Genomic DNA, 26743 nt, shown 5'->3' on the forward strand with positions numbered 1-26743 from the left:
ATATTGAGAAAATATCGATTATATGCAGCTGGAATCTGTGCAGCAGTGGTACTTGGCGTAGGAGGATGCGCTTCCAATGCAAGCGCAGGCACCACGGCAGCAACACAGGAGAGTAAAGAAGCCACAAAGGAAGAGACAACGGTGGCAGACACCGTGGTGGAGTCAGTGACAGGAGCCATTGAGAGCATGGAGGAGAGCGGAACTGAAGCGCCCCAGGCCATCCGGATATTCGGACCGGTGACCAGGACAGAGGATGGCAGGCTTTCCATTGACAATCAGTCCGGCGTAAGCAACAGCGGTGAAATCATCCTGAACGTATCAGACGAGGAGACCTATATACTGGATGCGGTCAGCGGACTTCCCATTAAACTGGAAGACATCAAGGACGGCGATACCATCTACGCCTACATAGGACCGGCCATGACCATGAGCCTTCCGCCAATGACCAATGCGGACGTGATATTCGCCAACATACCTGCTGATGCAAAGGTACCGGATTATGTGGAGGTCAAATCCATGATAACAGATGCGTCCACATCCAAGTCAGTGCTTACGGCCCTTGACGGAACAGAGTACACACTTGCGGACGACTGCAATATATTCCCATACCTCACAAGGAACATTGTTACCCTTGATGATTTAACCCAGGGCAGGAAGTGTGTGGTCTGGGCAGATGATGAGAACTCAGCATCCAAGATCATGGTGTTTGCTGAGTAATTAAAAGAACAGACGTCATGGTATTTCAGGTATCATGAGGAAAAGCGTGTTTTGGGGATGCGGCCGGTTTCGGATGGCTGCATCCCCAAACAGGAGTAAAACAGGCTTTGCCCTGGGGAACCCGCCGGTACCCCTTAGGACAAAGCCTGTTTCTGGTCTGCATACCTGATAATGCCGGTCCGGTATCATCCGTCTATTAGTTCCCGCACTCAATGCTAATCTCGTTAAACCGTTCCAGTATATCCTCAATCTGCATTTCCTGTTTTTTCCTTCCTTCCTTGTCTATGATGGCGCGTCCCTGGTGCATCATGAGGAGGCGGTCGCCGTATTCCACGGCATAGCGCAGGTTGTGGGTGACCATGATGGTGGTCAGTTCCTTTTCTTTGACAATCTTGTGGGTGAGTTCCATGATGGTTTCCGCTGTTTTGGGATCCAGGGCAGCCGTGTGCTCATCCAGGATAAGGAACTCAATGGGGGTCATGGTGGACATGAGCAGCGCCATGGCCTGGCGCTGGCCGCCGGAGAGGACGCCTACCTTGACATCCATTTTATCCTCCAGGCCAAGGCCAAGGGAGCGCAGGGATTCGCGGTAGGATTCCACCCGCTGCCGGTTGGTTCCCGGACGGAGGTTAAATGCCTTGCCTTTATTATCAGCAAGGGACATGTTTTCCAGGATTGTCATGGATGGGCAGGTGCCCATGGCCGGATTCTGATAGACGCGTCCGATGCGGCGCTGGCGCTTGTATTCCGGCATCCTGGTGATGTCTTCCCCGCCAATGATGATCTGGCCGTCGTCCAGAGGGATGCTTCCGCAGATGATATTGAGCATGGAAGTCTTGCCCGAGCCATTGCTGCCCACCACGGAGACAAACTGATGGTCCCTGACAGTAAGGCAGAAATCCTCGAACAGGCACATTTCATTGACCGTACCGGCATTGTAGTATTTATTGATGTGTTTCAGTTCAAGCATGGCTCTTTACCTTCTTTCCCCTGGAGGAGCTGAGGACCAGGATAATGAGGAACAGGATGGCTGTAATCAGCTTTAAATCCGAGGCAGTGACAGATATGGTGAAACGGATGACGCCAAGATTGACATGGATGTCGTTTAACAGCAGGGCCAGGGATACGCAGGCCTTGTATATGATGGAACCGATGATTACCGCAGTGGTGGATTTCACAAATCCAAAGCGCTTGAACAGCTGGGTCCCGATGATGACATTGGCTAACCCGATGACAATGGTCCCGGTCCCGATGGAAATATCAAAAAATCCTTTCTGCTGGCAGTACACGCTGCCTGCCAGGGCCGCAAAGCCATTGGCAATGGCCAGGCCCACGATTTTCACCATGCCTTTGTCTTTGGCCAGGGAAGTGACAAGCACGTCGTTGTCGCCCACAGCGCGCAGGAGGTAGCCGGAACGCGTCTTTAGATAAGCATCCAGAAGCAGCTTGCAGGCCAATACGATTACAAACAGGATAATGGTCACCACATAGGGGGAAAGCGCTTCAGGAACGGTTCCTGTAAGGAATGGATTGCTGAAAATGGTGTCCTTACTGAAAATGGGAAGATTGGATCTGCCCGCAATCCTCAGGTTGATGGAGTAGAGGGCGGTCATGACAATGATTCCTGACAGCAGGTCGCGTACCTTGAGTTTTACATGGATCAGGCCTGTGACGCATCCGGCCAGGGCCCCGGCCCCAAAAGAGAGGAGGAGGGCCAGGGCCGGGTCCACGGTCCCGATGAAGGGCAGGCCGTCTGCAATGCCGATGGCGGTAAGGGCTGCGCCCAGGGGAAATGTCCCATCCACGGAAAGATCTGGAAAGTCCAGGATCTTATAGGTGATATATACGCCCAGCGCCATGATGGCATAAACCAGGCCTTCTTCAAAGATACCGAAAATAATCGTTGTCATTCTGTTCCTCCCAAATCAATGTAAACCCTTCTTACTGTGCAATCTCAGTAAAGATATCCGCTGCATCGGCAGTAAGGCTTTCCGGCAGTGTGATCCCAAGATTTTCAGCAACCTTGGAGTTGCCGTAGAAAGCAGCCTCCTTGATGGTTTCATAGTTCATCTCACTGGCTTTCTTCTCGCCCTTTAAAACCTGTGCAGCCATATGGCCGGTCTGTTTCCCAAGCTCGATATAGTCCAGGCCCATGGCTGCCAGGCAGCCGATTTTAACCTGTTCGATCTCACTGCCGAATACCGGGATGTTTTTTGAAGCCGCCTTATCCAGGATGACGGGAAGGGAAGCAACCACGGTATTGTCAGTCAGGTTGGTAATGCAGTCCACCTTGCTGATCAGGGTGTCTGCCGCCAGGGAAATATCGGCTGAAGAGGAGATGCCGGTATCCACAATCTCAAACCCGTATCCAGGTGCAAGGGCTTTGTATTCTGCGATGGCTGATTCGGAGTTGACCTCGCTGGTGGTGTACATGATGCCGATACGCTTTGCGTCCGGAAGGATTTCGCGGATCATCTGTAACTGCTGCTCAACCGGCAGCTTGTCGCTGGTTCCTGTAATCTCGCCTACCGGTGTCCCGCTGGCATCAGCCAGTTGGGCTGCAACCGGGTCTGTCACTGCCGTGAAAATGACCGGGGTTCCGGATTTCTTGGCCACACCGTATTCTGCCTGGGCCATGGGGGTTGCAATACCGCACATCAGGTCCACATCCTTGCCCGCAAAGTTGGTGGCAATCTGGCTGGCAGTGCCGCCGTCGGCCTGGGAGTTCTCATAGAGCACGGTCAGGTTCTTACCCTCCTCAATCCCGGCCTCGGCAAGGCCTTCTAAGAAGCCCTCCCGGCAGTTGTCAAGGGAACCGTGTTCCGCAAACTGTCCAATGCCGATGGTATAGGAAACGCCCCCGTCCGGCTGGCTGTCTGCTGTCTCCTTTTCATATGACGGTTTTGTGGAAGTTTCCTGGTTTCCCGCGGTTTCCTTTGAAGCTGCCTCGGAAGATGCCTGGGCGGTTGTCTGGTCCTTAGAAGATGAACCGCATCCTGCTAACAGGGATGCGCTTACGGCTGCGGTTAAAAGCATTGCGATTGTTTTTTTCATAATTGAATTCCTCCTGATTGACTGTTTTAATTCCATGATCTGTTTTCTATGGTTAGTAATGAATTGCGTTGGAAAGGGACTGGTGCTGTCTGCGTTGCAGGCTGCGCGCCGCCTGCAGGTTCTGGCTGTCAATCTGACATGGGGCCGGTCCACGGCCATACATCTGGAAACAGGTCCGTCAAAGGAACAAAAAAACGTCCCAATTACGGTCATACCATAATTGAGACGAATAAAAATCCGCGGTGCCACTCAAATTGACTGAAAAGTCCACTTTACACATACCAACATATGTGCCGCATGAATAACGGTTGCGGAATCCGTCGGTCCCTACGGAACTATCTTTCAGGACCGCCCTCAAAAGTCCATTCAGCTGCCAGCCTTATACCGCAATCCCACCACCTGCGGCTCTCTGTGTTAATGCTTTGGAAGCTTACTCCTCTTTCTCTACGGTTTATTTTATTAACCCGTATCTTAATACAATGGATTGGATTTGTCAATAGGGTTTTTAAATTTTGTGAAAATATCTTTAATTGATTGTCAAAATGTGATAGACTGTAAATGACAGGAAATGCAATATCCATAAGGATGTTGGGTTTCCCCAGAGGCATTGGCGCTGACAGGAGCCGGTGCCAATAACAAGGAGGATAGTTACATGAGCCGTTTACTTGTGGTAGTAGATATGCAGAAGGATTTTGTGGACGGAGCCTTGGGGAGCAAGGAGGCCCAGGCCATTGTCCCTCATGTGATTGACAAGATTAAGGCTTACCAGGGAGCGGGCCAGGAAGTTGTATTTACACTGGACACACATTTTGACGATTACATGGATACAATGGAAGGTAAGAAGCTTCCGGTCATCCATTGTGTCAAGGGAACGCCTGGCTGGGAACTGGCCGAAGGGCTTAAGGGTTTTGAGGGAAAACGGTTTGAGAAGGTCACCTTTGGCAGCCGCGAACTGGCTGATTATGCGGCCCTTGGGCAGTATGAAAGTGTGGAATTAGTGGGGCTTTGTACGGATATCTGTGTGATTTCCAACGCCATGCTGATTAAGGCAGGGATACCGGACACACCCATCCAGGTAGATGCATCCTGCTGTGCAGGGGTAACGCCCCAAAGCCATGAGAATGCGTTAAATGCCATGAAGATGTGCCATATTGATATTATAGGATAAGGGGGCAGCATGATGAGCAATAAACATTTTGTAATAACCATTGAGCGCCAGTACGGCAGCGGAGGCCGGCTCACAGGCAAGCGCCTGGCAGAAGAACTGGGCATACATTTTTACGATGAAGAGATACTTAAGATGACGTCGGAGACCAGCGCCATCGGGGAGCAGTATTTCCGTCTGGCAGACGAGAAGGCAGGCAATAACCTGCTGTACCGCATTGTGACCGGCATGAAGCCGGAGCTGACAGAGCCGGAGAGGGATGGGCATCATATCACGTCCCCGGAGAACCTGTTCCGTTTCCAGTCCTCCGTCATCCGCGGTCTGGCTGCATCTGAGCCATGCATCATTGTTGGGCGGTGCGGAAACTATGTGCTGCAGGATCAGATGGATAACCTGATACGTATCTTTGTGTACGCGGACACGGTTACCAGGATCCGCAGGGTCATGGATGTGGATAAGGTGGATGAGGCAGAGGCCCTGCGCCGCATGAAACGGATTGACAAAGAGCGGACAGAGTACCACCGTTACTTTACAGGCAGGGAGTGGATGGATATGGAGAATTATGACCTGCCCATCAACGCCAGCCGTATTGACTATGACCAGATGATCCAGCTGATTAAGGATTATCTGAAGCTGCGCGGCTTCCTTTAAGGACAGCCGCATGGACAAACAATAGGACAGAGGTATGAACATGAATATTTTTGCAGGAATCATGATTCCTTTCATAGGCACCACCGCGGGAGCGGCCTGTGTCTTTTTCCTGAAGAATGCCTTAAGGCCCAGGGTTCAGAAAGCGTTCCTGGGCTTTGCATCCGGGGTCATGGTGGCTGCGTCCGTGTGGTCCCTTCTGATTCCGTCCATGAACATGAGCCAGGACATGGGGAAGCTGGCATTTGTACCTGCATCCATAGGCTTCCTATTAGGAATTGGCTTTTTGCTGGTACTGGATGCGGTGATTCCCCATCTCCATATGGATACAGATGAACCGGAAGGCCCCAGGGGCAGCTGGAAGAAAAGCACCATGCTGGTGCTGGCAGTGACCCTTCACAATATCCCGGAAGGAATGGCGGTAGGGGTGGCCTTTGCAGGGCTTATGTCCCAGAACAGCACCATCACCATGGCAGGAGCCCTGGCATTGTCAGTGGGTATTGCCATACAGAATTTTCCCGAGGGCGCCATCATATCCCTGCCCCTTAAGGAGGCAGTGGGAAAGCCAAAGGCTTTTGCATACGGCATGCTGTCCGGCATAGTGGAGCCGGTGGGCGCGTTCCTCATGCTGATGCTTTCAGAGGTACTGGGGCCTGCGCTTCCGTATTTCCTTTCCTTTGCCGCAGGAGCCATGATTTATGTGGTGGTGGAGGAACTGATACCGGAGTCTGCCCAGGGGGACCATTCCAATGTGGCGACCATTGGATTTGCCGTCGGTTTTGTGGTCATGATGATTTTAGACGTGGCCTTGGGATAGAAGTTAAGTTCAGGTAAATGAAAAGCTGCAGCCCGTTTTACATGCTCCCTGTGAGGGGGCGTGGAGGGCCGCAGCTTTTTGGTTTGGCTTTTTTATGTGATTATTTCATCAATTGTTCCAGGTCATGGTAAAACCCAGGATAGGAAATATCCACGCATTCAGCGTCTTTTATGTCAGTCACACCGTCTGCGCACAGAGCGGTGACGGCAAAGGTCATGGCAATGCGGTGATCCTTTTTACTGTCAATGGAGGCGCCGCGAAGGGGCCTTTTGCCGTGAATGACCATGCCGTCCTCTGTTTCATCCACATGGGCGCCCATGGCCTTAAGGTTTTCAACCATCACGGCAATCCGGTTGGATTCCTTGACCTTTAATTCGGCGGCATCCCGTATGACGGTTTTGCCCTCAGCCATGCAGGCCATGGCGGCAATCATGGGAAGTTCGTCAATAAGGGTGGGGATGACGGCGCCTTTAATCTGCGTTCCATGAAGGCTGCTGCTGCGGACCAGGATGTCCGCAGTGGGCTCGCCCGCGCCTGAGGAGACATTTAACAGTTCAAGGTCGGCGCCCATATCCCTGCATACGCGGATGATCCCATCCCGGGTGGGATTGATGCCCACGTTCCTGATCAGCAGTTCGGAGCCGGGAACCATGAGCCCTGCTGCAATGAAATAGGCGGCAGAGGAAATGTCCCCGGGAACCATGACCTGGGCGCCGTGGAGTTCCCTGGCAGGCTGGATGGTACACGTGGTCCCGGAAGCCGTAACCTCTGCGCCAAACAGATCCAGCATGATTTCTGAATGGTTCCTGGAAACATAGGGTTCTGTCACGCTGGTGGGGGAACCCGCATATAATCCGGCCAGGAGGATGGCTGATTTTACCTGGGCGGATGCAACCTTTGAGGTATAATGGATGCCCTTAAGGGGACGACCTTTGATGAGCAGGGGCGCGCATCCGTTTCCGTTCAGGCTTGTGATATCCGCCCCCATAAGGGAGAGCGGTTCCATAATACGCTTCATGGGACGTTTACGGATGGATTCGTCACCGGTCAGTGTCACATCAAATTCCTGGGCACAGAGAATCCCGGATATAAGGCGTGTGGTGGTGCCGCTATTGCCGCAGTCCAGCACGTCCTGAGGCTTTTTAAGGCCGTAAAGGCCATTGCCCCTGACCAGGACATGGTCACGGTCCTGCTCAATGTCAATGCCCATTTTCTGAAAGCAGGCAATGGTAGAGAGGCAGTCCGCACCCTGGAGGAAATTGTGGATTTCCGTGGTGCCTTTTGCAATGGAGCCAAACATGACGGCCCGGTGGGAGATGGATTTATCCCCGGGAACCGTAATCTCTCCGTGAAGCCCATGTGATTTTCTGAATTCCATAATGTTTATCCTGTCCTTTCAATGATTACATGCGGAACATTTCGTATTTGTACTTGTCCAGGCGGTTCCAGGCAGCTTCCATGGAGGATTCGTCATAAAACGCAATCTTAAGGGCGCCTTCCCCTCGTTCCCGGTTATTGTTGATGCCGATATTTTTAATACTGATGCCTTTGGCCGCCAGGATGACCGAGATGGTGGAAATGGCGCCGATTTCATCGGCAACATCCACGGTAAATTCATAGGAGGGCTCCACGGATCCCTTGGCCCTGTCCGTAATGGAATTGCGGTAGTCCCTGGACGTCTCAAACAGCTGGTAGATGGAGTCCCCGCAGTGTCCCCTGACCTGGTCCAGTATCTGGTTTAATGAGGCAATATATTTTTCCAGTATATCTGCAATCGGCCCCACATTGGTCATGCAGATCTGCTCCCACATCTCAGGGGAAGAGGAGGCAATCCTGGTAATATCCTTGAAACCGCCGGCAGCCACCTGCTTCATGGTGCCCTGGGCCGTATCATTGTCCTTTACCAGATTCACAAGGCTGGATGCAACAAGGTGCGGCAGATGGCTGATGGCGGCCACCACCTTGTCATGTTCCCGGTAGTTAAGCACAAGGGGGATTGCCCCAATGGTCTGGGCCACTGCGATGATACGCCTGGCATTGGCGCCGGCTTTCAGGCCGGGGGAGGGGGCGATGCCTTCGGGAGGCGTCACGATATAATAGGCATTCTCCAGAAGATGGTCCGTGGAGTTTTCATAGCCGGTTTTTTCCGAACCCGCCATGGGATGGCCGCCCACGAAACAATCCTCAAGTCCCTGGCGGATGATTTCTTCATGAATGCCGCACTTGGTGCTCCCAACGTCTGTTATCAGTGCTCCGGGCTTTAGATAGGGACGGATGGAAGAGAGGTAATTGGCATTATATTCCACGGGCGTACAGAGGAAAATCAGGTCGCATTCCCTTAAATTCCCGTCAATCCCATCCAATATCACATCCACCACGCCGTCTTTTTCAGCCTGTTCCAGCCTGGATCTGGAACGCATGTATGCCATGATCTTGATGTCCGGCCTGGCGCGCTTGATGCCCCTGGCAATGGAGCCGCCTATGAGACCCAGTCCGATGAAGCCCAGGGTGGAGTCTGTCATCCTTATTTTTTCCATGGTAAATCCTCCTGTAAAGAAAGGCACTCTCTGATTGAGGGAGTGCCGGAAAAACATCCATACATGTCCTGGCTGCTATCTTGCTTCAAATGTACGGCCGGCCAGGTCGGCGTATGGCTTTAAGTCCTGCATCAGCTGTTCAAATGCAGGGAAGGTCAGGGACTGCGGCCCGTCGGACAGCGCTTTTGCAGGGCAAGGATGGACTTCAATCATCAGTCCGTCAGCGCCTGCCGCAATGGCTGCCTTGGCCAGGGGTTCCACGTATGCCCTTACACCTGTGGCGTGGCTTGGGTCCACGATGATGGGAAGATGGCTCTTCTGGCGTATTACGGGAACCGCGCTGATATCCAGGGTATTCCTGGTGGATGTCTCATAGGTGCGGATGCCGCGCTCACACAGCACGATATTGGGATTTCCCTCTGAGATGATATATTCGGCAGCATTGAGCCACTCGTCAATGGTGGCGCACAGGCCCCGTTTCAGCAATACCGGAAGTCCGGATTTGCCGGCTTCTTTTAAGAGCTCAAAGTTCTGCATGTTCCTTGCGCCAATCTGCAGCATATCCACATACCCGGATGCAGCTTCGATGGCATGGAGGCTGGTCACTTCACAGATTACGTTGAGGCCGGTGGCCTCCCTTGCTTCCTTCATATACTTAAGCCCTTCTTCCTCCAGGCCCTGGAAGGAGTAGGGGGAGGTTCGGGGCTTGTAGGCGCCTCCGCGGATGAATGTGGCGCCGGCCTTCTTGACCGCAAAGGCGGTTTCCAAAAGCTGGTCCTTGGATTCAATGGCACAGGGGCCGGCCATGACGGTCATGGTTCCGGGGCCGATATGGGTGTTGCCCACAGGGATGACGGAATCCTCAGGGTGGAATTTCTTATTGACCAGTTTATAGGACTCAGTCACGGCCACAACCTTGTCAACGCCTTCGCTGATCTCGATGTTGCTGCCCAAAAGCCTGGTCTTATCGCCCACCACGCCCACAATCGTCACCTGGGAGCCTTTGGAGAGATGGACCTGCAGGCCCTTGGATTCAATGATATGTGTTACTTTCTGCACTGCTTCATCCGAAGCATTTGGTTTCATTATGATAATCATGTCGTGTACTCCTTATTCTGTCCTGCGTGTATTGTGCGGCTTACCTATGTACTGCAGCTGCAAAAAGCACGTTTCAGTCACGCTAGTAGTGTTTGGAAATTCATTCCCGCCATCTGCCCTAAGGAATCCACCATAGGTACCCCTTAGGGCAAAGCGGGACGCACAGCTAACGGAAAGCAATTTCCAACCACACCCTAGTGTACGCCATCTGTTGGTAAATGTCAATACTTTATCGCGTTAAACTTTAACGCTTTTATGTACATTAGTAAATTTGCGTATCGGAAGGAAGATGCATGGGGGGACAGGCTCATTGACTTGGTACATCAACGGTGCTATAGTGGACTTAAAGAGAAGCGTGGATATCAGGGGGTGGTTTGCAGATGATTGTATGAACTGCCGCACAAAGAAGCATCAGGGGGAATGTGCGGCAAGACAGTTTCTGTAGGGGCGGCCGGCAGCAGGATACTGACCGCAGTCAATACAAAGTGGAGGTATTGGTATGTTTGATGCGCTGGTAAACATCACTGAATTTTTATGGGGAACCCCGCTGATGATTCTGATGGTGGGCGTGGGATTGTATCTGTCCGCGCGCACCGGCTTTTTCCAGATTACCGGTTTTGGTACGGTTTGTAAGAAGACGCTGGGGGAGGTTTTTAAGAAGGATAATGAGAGTGAAAAGGGAGAGGGGCAGCTGAAACCGTATCAGGCCCTGTCTACGGTGCTTGCAGGAACCATCGGAAGCGGCAACATTGCAGGCGTGGCAGCGGCCATTGCCATTGGCGGCCCAGGAGCCGTGTTCTGGATGTGGGTGATAGCCCTGGTGGGCATGATGACCAAGATGGCAGAAGTGACCCTTTCCGTGGCTTACCGGAAAAAGGGGGAGAACGGGGAATATTACGGCGGCCCCATGCACTATATTAAAGAAGGGCTGGGCGGGGGCGCAGGACGGTTTTTCGGCGGCTTTTATGCGGTGGCTCTTTTTATACTGGTGGTTACGGATGCCTGCTTTGTGCAGACCAACACGCTGGCTACATCTGCCCAGGACACATTTGGCATCCCGCTGGCTGTCAGCGGCATCATCCTGGTTGCCCTGAGCATTTTCATCATAGTACGCGGCGGCGTGGAAAAAATCGGCGACTTCTGCGGCAAGGTGGTTCCTCCCATGTGCATCATATATATCATAGGCGCGCTGGTAGTAATCATTGTCAATATCGGAAGGGTACCGGAAGCTTTTGGCATGATTTTCAAGTATGCGTTCGCGCCCATGCCTGCAGCCGGCGGGTTTGCGGGATCCACCATAACCCTTGCCATGGGACGCGGCGCGTCCAGGGGTATTTTCTCCAATGAGGCTGGTGAAGGCACTGCTGCAACGGTCCATGCAACGGCCCAGACAGACCATCCGGCCCATCAGGGAATGTATGGAATCATGGAAGTATTCATTGACACAATCATCATCTGTACCCTGACCGCCCTGGCCATCCTTTCCAGCGGCGTCTGGAACAACGGCGACACAGGAGCAGTCCTTACCCTGGCTGCATTCAGGACGGTCTGGGGCAGATGGGGCACCTATATCCTGTGCATTGCAATTGTGCTTTTCACCTATTCCAGTTACCTGGGGTTCTTTGTAGAGTACAGGACCAGTGTGGAATATCTGTTTGGGGAGAAAAACGTGAAGCTCCTTCAGTGGTTCTTTTTCCTGCCGCCAATCCTTGCGGTGACCATGCCCATCGAGGCCATCTGGTCACTGGCTGACATGGCAGTTGGGTTTATCGTGATTCCGAACATGATTGCAATACTCCTGCTGAGTAAGACTTTTGTAAAACTGTTCAGGGAGTATACGGGAAAATAAATACCCATTGGACAGATGATAAAATATAAGCCGCAGGCCGGAACATGGAGAAGAGGACATGAAAGCAGGACGGGGCATCTGGTTTTAAGCCGGCCCTGCTTTTTCAACACATCCGTGACCTGTTTTTCCGGGCCATACCATAAAAAATTGCAATAATGTTGTGCAAATGACATAAAAAGCTTGAAAAAATCAGAAAAATTTAGTAAAATATACGCATGGCTTAAATTTTATATACAGGAGGGAAATTTATGAACGTATATGGTACTGAACAAATCCGCAACGTTGTATTACTTGGACATGGAGGCGCCGGTAAGACGACAGTTGCGGAAGCATTGGCACTGGTGACCGGTGTTACAAAGCGTATGGGCAAGGTGCCTGACGGCAACACCATCAGCGATTATGACAAAGAAGAAGTCAAGAGACAGTTTTCAATTTCCACCACGCTGATTCCTTTGGAATATCAAGGGGAGAGCGGGCCAATTAAGATTAACCTTCTGGATACGCCGGGATTTTTTGATTTTGTAGGGGAAGTAGAGGAGGCCATCAGTGTTGCTGATGCAGCCATCATAGTTGTTAACTGCAAGGCAGGTATTGAACCTGGAACAGAAAAGGCATGGGAGATGTGTGAAAAGTACAAGCTGCCCAGGCTGATTTTCGTGACCAATATGGATGATGACCATGCCAGTTACCGTGAATTGGTAGTAAAGCTGGAGACGCGTTTCGGACGTAAGATTGCCCCCTTCCAGCTGCCAATCCGTGAGAATGAAAAATTTGTAGGTTTCGTCAACGTGGTTAAGATGGCAGGACGCCGTTTCACGGAATTAAGCGATTATGTTGAGTGTGAGATTCCTGAATACGTGGAGAAGAACCTGACCATTGCCAGGGACGCCCTGATTGAGGCGGTTGCCGAGACCAATGAAGAATATATGGAACGATATTTCCTGGGAGAGGAGTTTACACAGGAGGAGATTTCCACCGCGCTCCGTGAGCATGTAATTGAAGGCGAAATCGTGCCGGTCATGATGGGTTCCGGTATCAACTGCCAGGGCTTTAAGGTGCTTCTTCAGTCCATTGACAAGTACTTCCCGTCACCGGACCATTTTGAGTGTATTGGTGTGGATGTTTCCACAGGCGAACGATTTACAGCCAAGTACAATGATGACGTATCCCTGTCCGCAAGGGTGTTCAAGACCATTGTTGACCCGTTCATCGGCAAATACTCCCTGATGAAGATCTGTACCGGTACGTTAAAGGGCGATACGGTTGTATATAACGTGAATAAAGACACGGAAGAGAAGATTGGCAAGTTATATATACTGCGCGGCAAGGACCAGATTGAGGTCCAGGAATTAAGGGCCGGTGATATCGGCGCGGTCGCAAAGCTTACCGTGACCCAGACCGGCGATACCATGGCTGTCCGCACGGCGCCGATTGTGTACCACAAGCCTGAGATTTCCACTCCGTACACATACATGGCATATAAGGCAGTGAACAAGGGCGAGGACGATAAGGTTTCCACAGCGCTGTCACGTATGATGGAAGAAGACCAGACCCTTAAAGTGGTCAATGACGCGGAGAACCGCCAGGCGCTGCTGTATGGTATTGGCGACCAGCAGCTGGATGTGGTGGTAAGCAAGCTTCAGAGCCGCTATAAGGTGGACATCACGCTGACCAAACCTAAATTTGCATTCCGTGAAACCCTGCGCAAAAAAGTCAAGGTACAGGGCAAGCATAAGAAGCAGTCCGGCGGACACGGACAGTACGGCGATGTCATCATGGAATTTGAACCGTCCGGCGATTTGGAGACACCATATGTATTTGAGGAAAAGGTATTTGGCGGTTCCGTTCCAAAGAACTATTTCCCGGCTGTTGAAAAAGGGCTGCAGGAATGCGTTTTAAAAGGACCGCTGGCAGGATATCCGGTGGTGGGCCTGAAGGCAACCCTGTTAGATGGTTCCTACCATCCCGTTGATTCCTCTGAGATGGCGTTTAAGATGGCAACCATCCTGGCATTCAAACAGGGCTTCATGGACGCTGGTCCGGTGCTCTTGGAACCGATTGCTTCCCTTAAGGTTACGGTTCCGGATAAGTTTACCGGAGATGTCATGGGCGACCTGAACCGCAGGAGAGGACGCGTGCTTGGAATGAACTCCAACCACAACGGCAAACAGATTATTGAGGCTGACATTCCTATGTCGGAGCTCTTTGGATATAATACGGACCTGCGTTCCATGACCGGTGGCATCGGCGTGTTCTCATATGAATTCAGCCGCTACGAACAGGCTCCTGGTGATGTACAGAAGCGTGAGGTTGAGGCCAGGGCTGCGGCAAAGGATGGGGAATAAGCAGCAATCCTAGACCTGTGCGGTCCATACATGGAATGTCTTGATGATAGCATGCTGCCCGCAGATTTTGCGGGCAGTGTTTTTTCCGCTTTCTGTGAAACAGCGGGGCGGAACAGCATATAATAAAGATATTGTGATAAAAGATAAAAAAATCAAGAAGTGTTGCAAAAGTCACAGAAAGACAGGAATGAATATGATATATTAATCACATCAAAAGGAAACAAATTAAATAAATTTTTAATACAGGAGGAAATTAAAATGAAGAAATATGTATGCGATCCATGTGGATGGATATATGACCCTGAGGTTGGCGATCCGGATGGCGGTATTGCACCTGGAACAGCATTTGAGGATATCCCGGATGATTGGGTATGTCCGCTCTGCGGCGTTGGTAAGGATATGTTCTCTGAGGTTGAAGAGTAATATGGATTTGTAAGGATAAGACAGAACACCTCTTTCAGGCAGGTTTACTGAAAAGAGGTGTTTTTGTGTGAAAATCCCCTTGAGTATGAACAGGGAAGCGATTACAATATAAGGTAGACTTCATTACACGGTAGAGAGGGTACTTTTATGACTGAGGAGCAGATAAAACTGTTTAAGGGCACGTTTCTGTCCATGATCCTGGACCAGATGCACTCCAATATCTATATATCAGATACAGAGACAGATGAAATCCTGTATATGAATCAAACCATGAAAAGGGCCTTTGGACTGGAGGACCCGGAAGGGAAGCACTGCTGGAAGGTCCTGCAGAAGGGGATGGACCGGCGGTGCGAATTCTGCCATATAGACCTTCTGAAAAAGGGAGAGGAAGGCAATGAAAGTACCTGGCGTGAGAGCAATGCACTGACTGGCCGCAGTTATCAGAACTATGACAGCCTGCTCCGGTGGGACGGAAGGACCTATCATATTCAGGATTCCGTGGATGTGACGGAATATGACAAGATGTTTTATTCTGCACGCATGGATGAACTGACACAGATGCTAAACCGGAGAGGCGGCAACGAACGTCTGGCCCAGACCATTGAACAGGCGGAACGGGAAAACCAGATCCTTACCCTTGTCCTGTATGATATAAACGAACTGAAGCGTGTGAATGACCAGTATGGACACAGCGCAGGGGATGCTCTTTTGCGTTATGTTGCATCCATTACCAAAGAAGGACTGGGCAGGATGGATTTCATGTTCCGCCTCAGCGGGGATGAGTTTGTAATGCTTTTCTATGGACGGAGTAAATCAGAGGTGGAGGAAAGCATGAAGCGTATCCTCATGCGGGCCAGTCAGGACAGGGAGCATCTGGACGTGGACTATGGGGTTCCCTTCAGCTATGGCCTTACGGAGATTTATCCGGGGGAAAACAGTTCCATTGATGAAATCATCGCCAGGGCGGATGAGCAGATGTATATACAGAAAAGGGATTATCACATCGGCCGCGCCAGGGAGGCGCTGAAGGAAGGAAAGGAATGCGGGACAGGCAGTCTTTTTGATTATGACAGCGAGACATTTTACCAGGCCCTTTCAGCCAGCACCGAGGATTACATTTTTGTGGGTGATATGGGCACAGGAGTGTTCCATTATCCCCAGACCATGGTGGATGAGTTCGGACTGCCGGGCCAGGTGGTGAAGAATGCAGCCGCATTCTGGGCCGGGTTAATCCATCCCCATGATGAGGCATACTTTTTGGAAAGCAACCAGGATATAGCGGATGGCAGGGAGGATTACCACAACATTGAATACAGGGCCAGGAATGTAAAGGGCGAATGGATATGGCTCCGCTGCAGGGGCAAGATGATCCGGGGCAAGGATGGACGTCCCGGACTGTTTGCAGGCATGATTACCAATCTTGGAAAACGGAACCGGATTGACCATATGACCGGACTGTATAATAAATATGAGTTTGAAGGCGATATAAAGAAGTACCTGGTGGACCACATGGAGGTGGATACCATTGGAATCATGATCCTGGACCTGGATTCTTTTAAGAACATCAACGACCTTTATGACAGGTCCTTTGGGGATGAGGTGCTGCGCATCACGGCCCAGAAGGTGTCGTCCATTCTTCCCGCCAATGCCAAGCTTTACCGGCTGGACGGGGATGAATTCGGGGTCCTGTGCATGGGCTGCGGTGAGGAGGCGGGTCGGGAAATCTTCACCAAAATACAGCAGGTTTTCCACAAACAGCAGGAATACAGCGGAAGGAAGTATTATTGTACTATTTCCGCCGGTTATACCACTTATCCAAAGGATGGGGTTAATTACCTGGAACTTTTAAAATGCGCCAACTACTCCCTGGAACATTCCAAGCTTATGGGAAAGAACCGTATGACCGTGTTCTCCAAGGACATCCTTTGCCGAAGGGAACGACGGCTGGAACTGGTTGAACTTCTGCGTGAAAGCATGGACAGGGGGTTTGCCGGTTTTTCCATCCACTATCAGCCCCAGGTGGACACGCAGACCGGGAGCCTTCAGGGCGCGGAAGCGCTGGCCAGGTGGCATTGCAGCAAGTATGGGGACATCTCTCCTGGAGAATTCATCCCGCTTTTGGAACAGAGCGGGATGATCATGAATATGGGGCGGTGGATTTTCTGCCATGCAGCTGCACAGTGCAGGGAGTGGTGCCGGTATATGCCTGATTTTCAGATGAGCATCAACCTGTCCTATATGCAGCTGTCAGAGGATGATGTCATATCCTATATAGAAGATACCCTTAAGGAACTGGGGCTGCCGCCCTCCCATGTGGTCATGGAACTGACGGAAACCTATCTGGCAACAGCGGATGAGGAGACGCTCAGGATGCTGGATGATATGAAGGCAGCCGGGATCCGGGTTGCCATGGATGATTTTGGCGTGGGGTATTCCTCCCTGTTTTCCCTTAAAACCATCCCGGTGGACATTGTGAAGATTGACCGCGGATTCGTAAAGGGCATTACCTCGGACCTGTTTAACGCCACTTTCATACGTTCCATCACGGAAATGTGCCATGATGTGGGCAAACAGGTGTGCCTGGAAGGGGTGGAGACAGGAGAGGAATACCTGGCAGTGAAAGAACTTGGAATGGAATATATACAGGGCTTTTATTTTGGGCGCCCCGAGCCCCCGGATGTTTTTGAAAAAAGGCTTAAGTGCCTAAAGGAATAGGTGCACCCTGCGTTTATCTATCTCAATCAGATGTTCCTTCTTCATGCGGCCCAGCTCCCGGGTCATGGCGCTACGGTCAATGGAAAGATAATCCGCCAGGTCTACCATGGTAAAGGGGAGGCTAAAGGAGGGACTATCTGCCTGACCGGCCAGTTGGAGGAAATAACACATGAGTTTTTCACGGATGGTGCGCTGTGATAAAACCTCCACCCTGCGGCTTAAATTAAGGGCGCGCCCGGATATCATGTCCAGCAGGTTCTGGGTCAGCTGGTGATGGTGCCGGCACGCCTTGGTGCAGGGGGAGCTGATGGTTGCATAGTGTATGAAAAGCACATCACAGGCGCTGTCGCTGATGACGCTGATTCCCGCGTGTCCGTTTCCGTCACAGGACAGCAGATAGCCAAAGATATCCTGGGGTGCAAGCCGCTCAAGGATGGTCCTGGAGCCGCCATATTCATAACGGACAACGGAAGCGCTGCCTTTGCCGATGATGCCGATATCGTCAAAGCCTTTGTCGTAATCACATATGATATCGCCGGCCCTGAACTGTCTGGTCCTTCCGTCCAGGCAGGTGAGCAGGCTTTTATATTCTTCCATGGATATGTCTTTAAATAAGTTTTTCTGAAAATATTCTGTCATCTCTTTTACCCTGCTATTATTTATGGTATGATAATGAATATCATAATACTTTTCTGTTGCAATTGCAACAGAAATATGACAAATTCACAGGGAGAAAATAACACAACATATGATACAGGAAGAGGACCGCATGGCAATGCAATTGGAGGAAGAGGCAAGGGCGCTGGGAAAAAGGCAGAGAAAGCAGTTTTCCCATGTGGGTCTGGTGGCTGCCGCTTTTATGATAGTCACATTCCTGGCCCAGATTGCAGTGATTTCGTTTGCAGGTTTCATTAACTACCTGCTGGGAGGAATCATTGATTTATTCAGCGGGCCGGGAATCCTTCTTCTGTCCGCCATTCCCATGTATTTTGTGGCATTTCCCGTTTCCGTGGCCCTGATCCAGCTGATACCCAGATGCGGCCGCGCACAGAGTCAGCCCTGGGGAATCGGTAAGTTTGCGGCCTGCCTTGTGATTTCGGTGGGAATCGGGCTGGCAGGGAACCTGCTGGGACAGTTTGTGGAATGGTTTAAGCCGTCCGTCGGGGACGACAGCCAGCTGAACGAACTTCTGATGAATTCCGGACTGTGGATGACGGTGCTGTTTACCGTGCTCATGGCCCCGGTGGTGGAGGAGCTGTTTTTCAGGAAACTGCTTATGGACCGTCTTCTGGGATATGGGGAAGGACCGGCTATCCTTATGTCCGGCCTGATGTTTGGTATGGCACACGGGAATTTCTCCCAGTTCTTTTATGCCTTTGGGATTGGTGTGCTGTGGGCTTATGTGTACGCCAAGACGGGAAAGGTGGGTTATACCATTGCTTTCCACATGATTTTTAATTTTTTGGGCGGCGCCATTGCAGTTGAACTGACAAAAGGCGCCAGCGGGGCCTTTGAAAACTCCTGGTTCGTCCAGGGAGTGGGGCGGATGCTGTCATTGGATTTTGGGGCTGTCATAGCTGCGGTATCAGGATTTCTTATGACAGGGTATTTTGTGTTCATGGTGGCCTGTCTCGTGGGAGGCATTGTGCTGCTGATCCTGTATCGGAGAAAGATACAAATTGAACCTGGGACATGGCCCATAAGAAAAGGTGCGCGTTTCAAAACCGTGGTTTTAAATGTGGGTATGATTCTTTATTTTCTTGTGTGCATCAGCCTTTTTGTCATGAACTGGTAGGTCCTGCCGTTGCTTTGCAGTGGTAAAGCTGTAATGAATGACAGTGGATGACATGTGAAAAATAAAATGAACCACAACATAAAAGCTGTGGGAACTACAGTAAAAAAGCTGGACAAATAGAAAATTTTGCTTTATAGTATTAAACAACGAAGGCAAAGGGGCATGCGCCATGAACAGTGCGGCCCTTTTTTGTAAAATATATAAGACCGGAGGTAAAAGGAAATGGTATCATTATATGAAGGCGGTATTTACCTGGTAAACGGGACCGGGATTGTTCCGGAAACAGAAAGCGGGAAAGTGAAAGCCCTGACCGGCAGGGAAGCGGATAAGGAAGCTGCCAGAAAGGGAACCATTGCATATTCCATTCTTGAGGCACACAACACATCTGACAATATGGAACATCTTAAGCTCCGTTTTGACAGCATGGCCAGCCACGATATCACATTTGTGGGAATCGTGCAGACAGCCAAGGCATCCGGGATGGAGCGGTTTCCCATTCCTTATGTACTGACCAATTGCCATAACACACTCTGCGCAGTGGGCGGCACCATCAACGAGGATGACCACATGTTTGGCCTTTCCGCTGCCAAGAAGTATGGCGGTATCTACGTACCTCCCCACATTGCGGTCATCCATCAGTATATGAGGGAAATGATGGCAGGCTGCGGGAAGATGATTCTTGGCTCTGACAGCCACACGCGCTACGGCGCGCTGGGAACCATGGCAGTGGGCGAAGGCGGCGGTGAGCTGGTAAAGCAGCTGCTTCAGGATACATACGACGTGGCCTATCCAGGCGTGGTTGCCGTGTATCTTGACGGGGCGCCCCAGCCGGGCACAGGACCTCAGGATATTGCCCTTGCCATCATAGGAGCCGTGTTTAAGAATGGTTATGTGAAGAACAAGGTAATGGAGTTTGTGGGACCGGGCGTTGCTTCCATGTCCACGGATTACCGCAATGGCGTTGATGTGATGACCACGGAGACTACCTGTTTAAGTTCCATCTGGAAGACGGATGAGGATACCAGGGATTATCTTGCAAAACACAACCGGGCAGAGGATTATAAGGAGTTATCCCCGGCTGATGTGGCATATTACGATGGCTGCGTTTATGTGGACCTGTCCACGGTAAAGCCTATGATTGCCCTTCCCTTCCATCCAAGCAATACATATGAGATTGAGGAGCTGAAGGCCAATATGCAGGATATCCTTGCAGGGGTTGAGAAGGAAGCAGCCAGGATATCAGGTGGCAAGGCAGGATTCACCCTTCTTGACAAAGTGAAGGACGGCGGTCTGATGGTACAGCAGGCAGTGATTGCAGGCTGTGCAGGCGGGACCTACAGCAATGTGATGGAAGCAGCCCATGCACTGAAGGGTAAGAACTGCGGATGCGATGAATTTTCACTGGCAGTCTATCCTTCCTCACAGCCCGTGTTCGCAGACCTTGTGAAGAAGGGGGCTGTGTCTGACCTGATGGATGCAGGAGCCATCATCCGCACCGCGTTCTGCGGCCCATGCTTCGGAGCCGGGGACACCCCCTGCAACAACGGGCTCAGTGTCCGCCATACCACCAGGAACTTCCCTAACCGTGAGGGTTCCAAGCCGGGTAACGGACAGATGGCGGCAGTGGCGCTTATGGATGCCCGTTCCATTGCTGCCACGGCGGCCAACGGAGGCAGGCTTACATCTGCCTGGGAGATGGACTGCTGGGGCAATGTGCCTGAGTATGGGTTTGATGACATTTCCTATAAAAACCGTGTGTACATGGGCTATGGAAACGGGGATACAAATAAGAACCTTATCTATGGTCCCAATATTAAGGACTGGCCGGAGATGAGTCCTCTGGCGGATAACATCCTGTTAAAGGTATGTTCCAAAATCATGGACCCGGTGACCACCACCGACGAACTAATCCCATCCGGCGAGACCTCCTCCTACCGCTCCAATCCACTGGGGCTGGCAGAGTTTACCCTTTCCAGAAGGGACCCTGGGTATGTGGGGCGCACAAAGGAAGTGGATCAATTAGAAAAAGCAAGGGTCCGGGAAGGCGCTGACAGGGAACTGGAGCTGGAGCCAAGGCTTAAGAATATATTTAAGGCCATCAACCAGATTGAGGGCAATGAACAGGTGACGGCAAAGGATACGGAGATTGGCAGCATGATTTATGCAGTGAAGCCGGGTGACGGCTCTGCAAGGGAACAGGCGGCCAGCTGTCAGCGGGTGATTGGGGGCCTTGCCAATATATGTAAGGAATTCGCAACCAAGCGCTATCGCTCCAATGTGATGAACTGGGGAATGGTCCCCTTCCAGATGGAGGCTGATCCTGAGTTTGAGGTGGGGGATTACATCTACGTCCCCGGCATCCGGGCTGCCCTGGACGGTGATTTAAAGAACATCAAGGCTTATGTCCTTGGGGACGGGGAAACGCAGGTCCCGGCAAAGACATTGGATTTATATATTACGGATATGACCGCGGAGGAACGGGAGATTGTAAAGGCAGGATGCCTGATTAATTATAACCGCGGCAGGCACTGACAGAAGAATGGGTTGGCAGGCGTAGGCAGTACTGTGTTCCGGTACTGGTTTTAGAGAGGAGTAATGACAATGGTTAAGGAAAGCTATCTTGCACAGTTTTATGGGAAGTCCCAGAATTATACAGATATCCCCAACAAATGGTATAAGGAATACAATGTAAAAAAGGGCCTTCGCAATGAGGACGGGACCGGTGTCCGCGTTGGCCTTACCAGGGTGGCGGATGTTGTTGGATATGAGGAGACGGAAGAAGGGATTAAGGCCATTCCAGGCCGTCTGCTTTACCGCGGAATCGATGTGCTGGATTTGGTAAACGGTAAGAAGGGCAGCCACTTTGGGTATGAGGAGGTATGTTTCCTCCTGCTGTTCGGATACCTTCCCAAGAAGGCGGAGCTGGAAAAATTCTGCAACGTGGTAAGACGCTGCTATACCATTCCGGATGAATTCGTGGAAATGAACCTGCTGCGCCTTCCCGGCAAGAACCTGATGAATAAACTGATGGACGCTGTCCTGACCCTTTATAATTATGATGACGATCCGGATAATACAGACGTATACCAGACCCTGGTAAAGGGCGTGAACCTGCTGGCAAAGCTGCCATCCATTGCATGCTACGCATACCAGAGCAAGGTGCACTATTATGACAGGGAGAGCCTGTTCATCCATTATGCCAATCCGGAATACTCCATTGCTGAGAATTTCCTGAGCCTGCTGAGACAGGACCAGAAGTTCACAGCAAAAGAAGCAAGCCTTCTCGATACCATACTCATGCTTCATGCGGACCATGGCGGCGGCAATAACTCCACCTTTACCAATGTTGTGATTGCATCCACCGGAACAGATATCTACTCCACTGTGTGCGGCGGCATCGGTTCGCTGAAAGGGCCGCGTCACGGCGGAGCCAATATCAAGGTGGCTGAGATGATGGATGCGGTCCTGGAGGAAACAGGAGGATATGAGGCAGACGACTCAAGAATCCGTCAGGCCGTGCGGAAAATCATGTCAGGCAGCCTTTATGACAGGTCTGGCCTGGTATACGGTTTCGGGCATGCGGTCTATACTGTGTCCGACCCACGTGCCGAGGTCCTAAGGGCCTGCTGTATGGAGGTTGCCAAGGAGCAGGACCATATGAAAGAACTGGATTATTATATGCGGTTCGAGCGCATTGCCAAGGAGGTCATGGAGGAAGTTAAGGGCAAAGCCCTTCCTACCAATGTGGATTTCTACAGCGGCTTTGCATATGGGATGCTGCGGATTCCAAGGGATCTGTATACGCCTCTTTTTGTATGCAGCCGTGTGGTGGGCTGGGTTGCCCATAACATAGAGAATAAGCTGTATGATGGCCGTATCATGCGTCCTGCAACTAAGTATGTGGGCGATAATATGGACTATGTGGCCATGGAAGACAGATAGGGAATATTAAAAAGGCAGAGGCAGGGGCGGAGTTACGCAGCCCCTGCCTTTTGACATTGAAGAAGAAATACTTAAGAACATAGGGTTAAGAACATATGACTAAGAAGTTGGAGGAAAATGGTTTAATCCATGAAATCAAACAGGCTTAGCTGTTTGCCTCCTTGGTTTGGGGTGCGCGCCTGTTCCATGCGGCAGGTGCCGGGTGGTATCTCACTTAGGAAGGGAGATGGGGCTTCGGAGGTAGTGATGATTAGTTCCTCTTTGGCGCGCGTCATGGCTACATACAGGAGACGGCGTTCTTCCTCCGTGTTTACAGGGCCGCTGCCTGATTTTAGGGGCATCAGGCCCTGTTTTAGGCCGTAAAGGAATACGGTGGGGAACTCGAGGCCTTTGGACGCATGGAAGGTCATGAGGGTTACTGCGCTGGAGGGGCAGGAGTCCTGACCGCTTCTGGTTACGTCATTGCCCTGGCCGAAGGTGAGGGTGGTGAGCATGTCCTCCATGGTTTTGTGGAAATAGGACATGCACAGGAAGGTATCCATGGATTTGTTGCCTGCCAGGTTCAGGGCTTTCATCCAGTCTTCCAGCACCTTCCACGGTTTATCGCGTTTCAGCCTTTTGGTGAACTGGTCTTTCAGGGCCTCAAAGTCATGGCCGGGACCAAGCAGCCTGCGGCAGAGGCTGGTGGTGAGGGACCAGCTGTCTTCTTTGTCCGGCAGGGAGGACGCGATTGCGTGGAAGAAGCAGATGGTTCCCTGCACGGATGTTTCCTCCAGGTAGTCCTCGCGTCCGGCTACCACGTAAGGGATTCCTTCTTTCCTTAGGCATTGCTCCAGAAGACGGGCCTGGTGGTTGGTCCGGTAGAGGATGGCTATGTCGCTGAAGCTTTTTGGCGTGTCGGTTATTGCTGATGAGTTGGTATGCGCGTCCAGCATGTCAATGCCGCCGACCATGTGTCCGATTTCCTTGGCAATGAAAATGGCCTCTGATAGGCTGCTTTCAGCGGCTGCCACACGGACCGGCGAGCCGTGGCCCATCATGGGGATTAATTCCCTTGGCTCCCCCTGGTTGTGGGATATGAGGGGGAGGGCAGCTGAAAGGATTTCGGGGGTGGAGCGGTAGTTGGGTCTCAGACGCAGCACACAGGCCTGTTTAAAATCACTGCACAGCAGGTCGAAACAGTTGCTCTGGGAACCGCGGAAACCATAGATGGACTGGTCCGGGTCCCCGATAAGGAATAATTCTTTTCCGCCTTTGTTCCATGCCTTGATCAAACGGTACTGAACCGGGCTGATGTCCTGGAATTCGTCTACCAGCAGGTAGAAGAAGTGCTGTTTGCGCAGTTCCAGTTTTTGTTCTGATCCTAAAAGTTCCAGTACCTTTAGGAGAAGGTCGTCAAAATCCATCAGGTTCCTGGAGGCAAGGAGTTCATTGTATCTGGAAAATGCCTCTTCTGTCAGCCTTGCTTTTTTCCCTTCCTCACCATCTGAGGACACGGCCGGGCCGGATATGGTCCCTATGCCGGATTTTTTTAAGGATACCAGGGACAGGAACTGGCCGGGGGAAACAGGAAGGCTGAACTGTCCGGTTACCTGAGCAGCACATTCCTGCTGCTGTCCTTCATCTGCCAGGGACAGGCTTATCCCCTGGCTTAGAAGCATGCGGTAGCACAGGGAATGGAAGGTGCCTACCTGCATCTGGTTTAAGCTGCGCTTGCCAGGCAGCTGGCAGCGGATACGCTGCCTGAGTTCCTCCGCAGCCTTATTGGTGAAGGTGACTGCCGTGATTTCCGAGGGTTTTACACCGCGTTCGCCAATCAGATAGGACAGCCTGGATACCAGTGTCTTGGTCTTTCCGGTGCCTGGTCCGGCAATGACTGCGGTCACAGGGCTTATGGACTCAACAGCCTGCCGCTGGCCCTGGTTCAGGTTCTCAAGGGCGTTTGGGCCCATATGCCCGTCCGGAGCCGTCTGTCCGCTCGGAACCATCTGCCTGGCACAAGCAGCACATCCATCGGAAGCAGTCCGGCTGGCGGACATTTCCTGGAGACGTGCCTCAACGGGATTTGGCATGGATGCGGTATCTGGGATGGAGGAAATAAGGCTGGGGCAGTTTTCATTTCCATTGTCATCCAGTATGAATGACAGCTGGCCCTCCACACTGTCCAGTTCTGATGATGCAAACAGTTTCATGGTTCCGTATTCCCCATCGTATCCAGGGCGCCAGTCCACCTTGCCCTCACGCAGGTGGCGGATGCCCTGGGCGGTAAGCTGCCCGCCGATCCGGCTGATATCATCAAGACCGGCGCTGCGCAGAATGTGGAATTCATTGCCCAGTTCCTCCAGCATGTGCTCATATTGCCGCGTCACCTTGACACTGGCAGAAGAGGAGCCCATGCATGCGGCGATTACCTCTGGCAGGGGAACCAGGTTTTCGTATGGACGTCCGCCCGGAAGGATGAAATCTTCCTGGCGGTCAGCCAGCTGCTCAATGCGGTGGAGTACGCCTGTTGTCAGTTTTTTGCCGCATACAGGGCAGATTCCGTTGTACTGTCTGGCCTGGGAGGGGCTCAGGCAGAGGTGGCATTTGCGGTGGCCGTCAAAGTGATACTTGCCTTCTTCCGGGAAGAACTCAATGGTTCCGGCCAGTCCTTCGCCTCTTTGGATGGCGCCGTAAAGCCCGTCATAGGACATGGGGATGTCAAAGAGGTTGGCTTCCCTTCCAAGCTTGTCCGGCGAGTGGGCATCGGAATTGGAAATCAGATGAAAGGAATCCAGGGCTGAAAGCCGCCGGTTCATGGAGGGGTCGGATGAAAGCCCTGTTTCCAGCGCATGTACCTGAGGCGTCAGCTCTTCATAGCATTCCTCTATGGTGTCAAAGCCGGAAAACGCCCCAAACAGGGAAAAGTGAGGCGTCCATATATGGGCAGGTACGTAGATTGCTTCCGGGCAGGCATCCAGTGTAATGGCCAAAAGGTCATGACAGTCAAGTCCGAGGATGGGACGCCCGTCAGAATGGATGTTGCCGATGGCTTCCAGGCGTCTGGAAAGTATCTCGGCATCCTCCAGGCTGGGAAGAAGGATCAGGCTGTGTACCTTCCGTACCTTGTCATTTTTCTTGTAGATAGAGCTGATTTCCCCGCTGATTACAAACCTTGGCTGAGGGCTTCCTGCGGCACAAGAGTGGCGGATCATCCGCTCTTTTTTCAGGATATAGAGTCCGGGCTCGGCCGGTTCCAGCTTTTCGGCCAGTTCGGCCCTCCAGGCCGGATGGGTGAAATCGCCTGTCCCAACTATGTCAATCCCCTTTTTCCTGGCCCAAAGGTCCAGATATTCCGGTGTCAGGTCCTTGCTGGTGGCTCTGGAATAATGGGAATGGATGTGTAAATCTCCTATGTACATTAATTGCACCTGCTTTCATTTGATACTAATAATTATAATGTATTTCCTGAAAAATGGAAGAGGATGAATGTGGAAACAGGTTCCCTGTAACAGGAGTTTAAGTGTAACAGGATACAGATTGAACCAGGAGATTAAGTGAAACAGGATTCCCGCGGAAACCGAAAATGTGATTTTTATTTTATTGGAATATAAAGTATGATATACTTTAATGACAGGAAATCCACATATAATCCCTGT

Annotated in this window: 20 protein-coding genes and 1 other annotated feature; of the genes, 12 read left to right on the forward strand and 8 right to left on the reverse strand. The window is 51.5% G+C overall.

The genetic code is table 11. The annotated features are described in order from the left end of the window. Positions 1-717 (forward strand): hypothetical protein, encoded by a 717-nt coding sequence (locus DWX59_RS19340; protein ID WP_173906152.1) that lies wholly within the window; start codon positions 1-3, stop codon positions 715-717. A gap of 196 nt (positions 718-913) precedes the next feature. Here the strand turns inward: DWX59_RS19340 and DWX59_RS19345 are convergent, their stop codons facing one another. The 3 genes from DWX59_RS19345 to DWX59_RS19355 are packed head-to-tail and all read right to left on the reverse strand — an operon-like array spanning position 914 to position 3771. Next, on the reverse strand, positions 914-1687 hold the full coding sequence (locus tag DWX59_RS19345) for an ABC transporter ATP-binding protein (protein WP_117560838.1): 774 nt from the start codon (positions 1685-1687) through the stop codon (positions 914-916). Further along, complete coding sequence (locus DWX59_RS19350) at positions 1680-2627, reverse strand: ABC transporter permease (RefSeq protein ID WP_117560839.1); 948 nt, start codon at positions 2625-2627, stop codon at positions 1680-1682. Before DWX59_RS19350 ends, DWX59_RS19345 begins: the two co-directional genes overlap by 8 nt. A 31-nt stretch (positions 2628-2658) precedes the next feature. Beyond that, positions 2659-3771 carry an ABC transporter substrate-binding protein gene (locus DWX59_RS19355; protein WP_117560840.1) on the reverse strand — a complete coding sequence of 371 codons (1113 nt, stop codon included), beginning with the start codon at positions 3769-3771 and terminating at the stop codon, positions 2659-2661. A 218-nt stretch (positions 3772-3989) separates the two neighbouring features. After that, positions 3990-4227: a binding site (T-box leader), on the reverse strand. Positions 4228-4423: 196 nt separating this feature from the next. On the opposite strand from DWX59_RS19355, the gene DWX59_RS19365 reads away from it, so the two are divergent. Genes DWX59_RS19365 through DWX59_RS19375 form a run of 3 tightly spaced genes read left to right on the forward strand, consistent with a single transcriptional unit; the run spans position 4424 to position 6401 of the window. Further along, positions 4424-4939, forward strand: a complete 516-nt coding sequence (locus tag DWX59_RS19365) for a cysteine hydrolase family protein (RefSeq protein WP_117560842.1) — start codon at positions 4424-4426, stop codon at positions 4937-4939. A gap of 12 nt (positions 4940-4951) precedes the next feature. After that, on the forward strand, positions 4952-5587 hold the full coding sequence (locus DWX59_RS19370; protein WP_117560843.1) for a cytidylate kinase-like family protein: 636 nt from the start codon (positions 4952-4954) through the stop codon (positions 5585-5587). A 40-nt stretch (positions 5588-5627) separates the two neighbouring features. Beyond that, positions 5628-6401 (forward strand): ZIP family metal transporter, encoded by a 774-nt coding sequence (locus tag DWX59_RS19375; protein ID WP_117560898.1) that lies wholly within the window; start codon positions 5628-5630, stop codon positions 6399-6401. A gap of 100 nt (positions 6402-6501) precedes the next feature. On the opposite strand, the gene aroA is transcribed toward DWX59_RS19375, so the two are convergent. From aroA to aroF, 3 genes are all read right to left on the reverse strand, one after another. Next, positions 6502-7779: a 3-phosphoshikimate 1-carboxyvinyltransferase gene (gene aroA / locus DWX59_RS19380; protein ID WP_117560844.1), complete on the reverse strand. Its 1278-nt coding sequence runs from the start codon at positions 7777-7779 to the stop codon at positions 6502-6504. A 25-nt stretch (positions 7780-7804) separates the two neighbouring features. Next, positions 7805-8938 carry a prephenate dehydrogenase gene (locus DWX59_RS19385; protein ID WP_117560845.1) on the reverse strand — a complete coding sequence of 378 codons (1134 nt, stop codon included), beginning with the start codon at positions 8936-8938 and terminating at the stop codon, positions 7805-7807. A 75-nt stretch (positions 8939-9013) separates the two neighbouring features. Next, positions 9014-10036 carry a 3-deoxy-7-phosphoheptulonate synthase gene (gene aroF, locus DWX59_RS19390; protein ID WP_117560846.1) on the reverse strand — a complete coding sequence of 341 codons (1023 nt, stop codon included), beginning with the start codon at positions 10034-10036 and terminating at the stop codon, positions 9014-9016. Between the two features lie 310 nt (positions 10037-10346). Between aroF and DWX59_RS29665 the strand changes: the two genes are divergently transcribed. The 5 genes from DWX59_RS29665 (at position 10347) to DWX59_RS19410 (ending at position 17368) form a co-directional block, all read left to right on the forward strand. Then, positions 10347-10481, forward strand: a complete 135-nt coding sequence (locus DWX59_RS29665) for a hypothetical protein (protein WP_264469731.1) — start codon at positions 10347-10349, stop codon at positions 10479-10481. 54 nt (positions 10482-10535) lie between these two features. Further along, on the forward strand, positions 10536-11885 hold the full coding sequence (locus DWX59_RS19395; RefSeq protein ID WP_117560847.1) for an alanine/glycine:cation symporter family protein: 1350 nt from the start codon (positions 10536-10538) through the stop codon (positions 11883-11885). 248 nt (positions 11886-12133) lie between these two features. Further along, complete coding sequence (locus DWX59_RS19400) at positions 12134-14230, forward strand: elongation factor G (protein WP_117560848.1); 2097 nt, start codon at positions 12134-12136, stop codon at positions 14228-14230. A gap of 258 nt (positions 14231-14488) precedes the next feature. Beyond that, a complete protein-coding gene (gene rd, locus DWX59_RS19405; RefSeq protein ID WP_008716663.1) occupies positions 14489-14653 on the forward strand; it encodes a rubredoxin in 165 nt (54 codons plus the stop codon). A gap of 147 nt (positions 14654-14800) precedes the next feature. Next, a complete protein-coding gene (locus DWX59_RS19410) occupies positions 14801-17368 on the forward strand; it encodes a bifunctional diguanylate cyclase/phosphodiesterase (protein WP_117560849.1) in 2568 nt (855 codons plus the stop codon). Here DWX59_RS19410 and DWX59_RS19415 read toward each other — a convergent pair. Beyond that, complete coding sequence (locus DWX59_RS19415; protein WP_117560850.1) at positions 17357-18007, reverse strand: Crp/Fnr family transcriptional regulator; 651 nt, start codon at positions 18005-18007, stop codon at positions 17357-17359. The two genes, DWX59_RS19410 and DWX59_RS19415, sit on opposite strands and share 12 nt — an antisense overlap. A gap of 130 nt (positions 18008-18137) precedes the next feature. Between DWX59_RS19415 and DWX59_RS19420 the strand changes: the two genes are divergently transcribed. From DWX59_RS19420 to DWX59_RS19430, 3 genes are all read left to right on the forward strand, one after another. After that, entirely contained in the window at positions 18138-19163 is a 1026-nt protein-coding gene (locus DWX59_RS19420; protein ID WP_227115700.1) for a CPBP family intramembrane glutamic endopeptidase, read from the forward strand. Between the two features lie 222 nt (positions 19164-19385). Next, on the forward strand, positions 19386-21695 hold the full coding sequence (locus DWX59_RS19425) for a hydratase (protein WP_117560852.1): 2310 nt from the start codon (positions 19386-19388) through the stop codon (positions 21693-21695). Between the two features lie 69 nt (positions 21696-21764). Then, positions 21765-23105 (forward strand): citrate synthase, encoded by a 1341-nt coding sequence (locus tag DWX59_RS19430; protein WP_117560853.1) that lies wholly within the window; start codon positions 21765-21767, stop codon positions 23103-23105. Between the two features lie 122 nt (positions 23106-23227). Here DWX59_RS19430 and DWX59_RS19435 read toward each other — a convergent pair whose 3' ends face one another. Next, on the reverse strand, positions 23228-26506 hold the full coding sequence (locus DWX59_RS19435) for a UvrD-helicase domain-containing protein (RefSeq protein WP_117560854.1): 3279 nt from the start codon (positions 26504-26506) through the stop codon (positions 23228-23230). Positions 26507-26743 lie beyond the last annotated feature (237 nt).

Source organism: Enterocloster aldenensis, assembly GCF_003434055.1.
GTDB classification, from domain to species: domain Bacteria; phylum Bacillota; class Clostridia; order Lachnospirales; family Lachnospiraceae; genus Enterocloster; species Enterocloster aldenensis.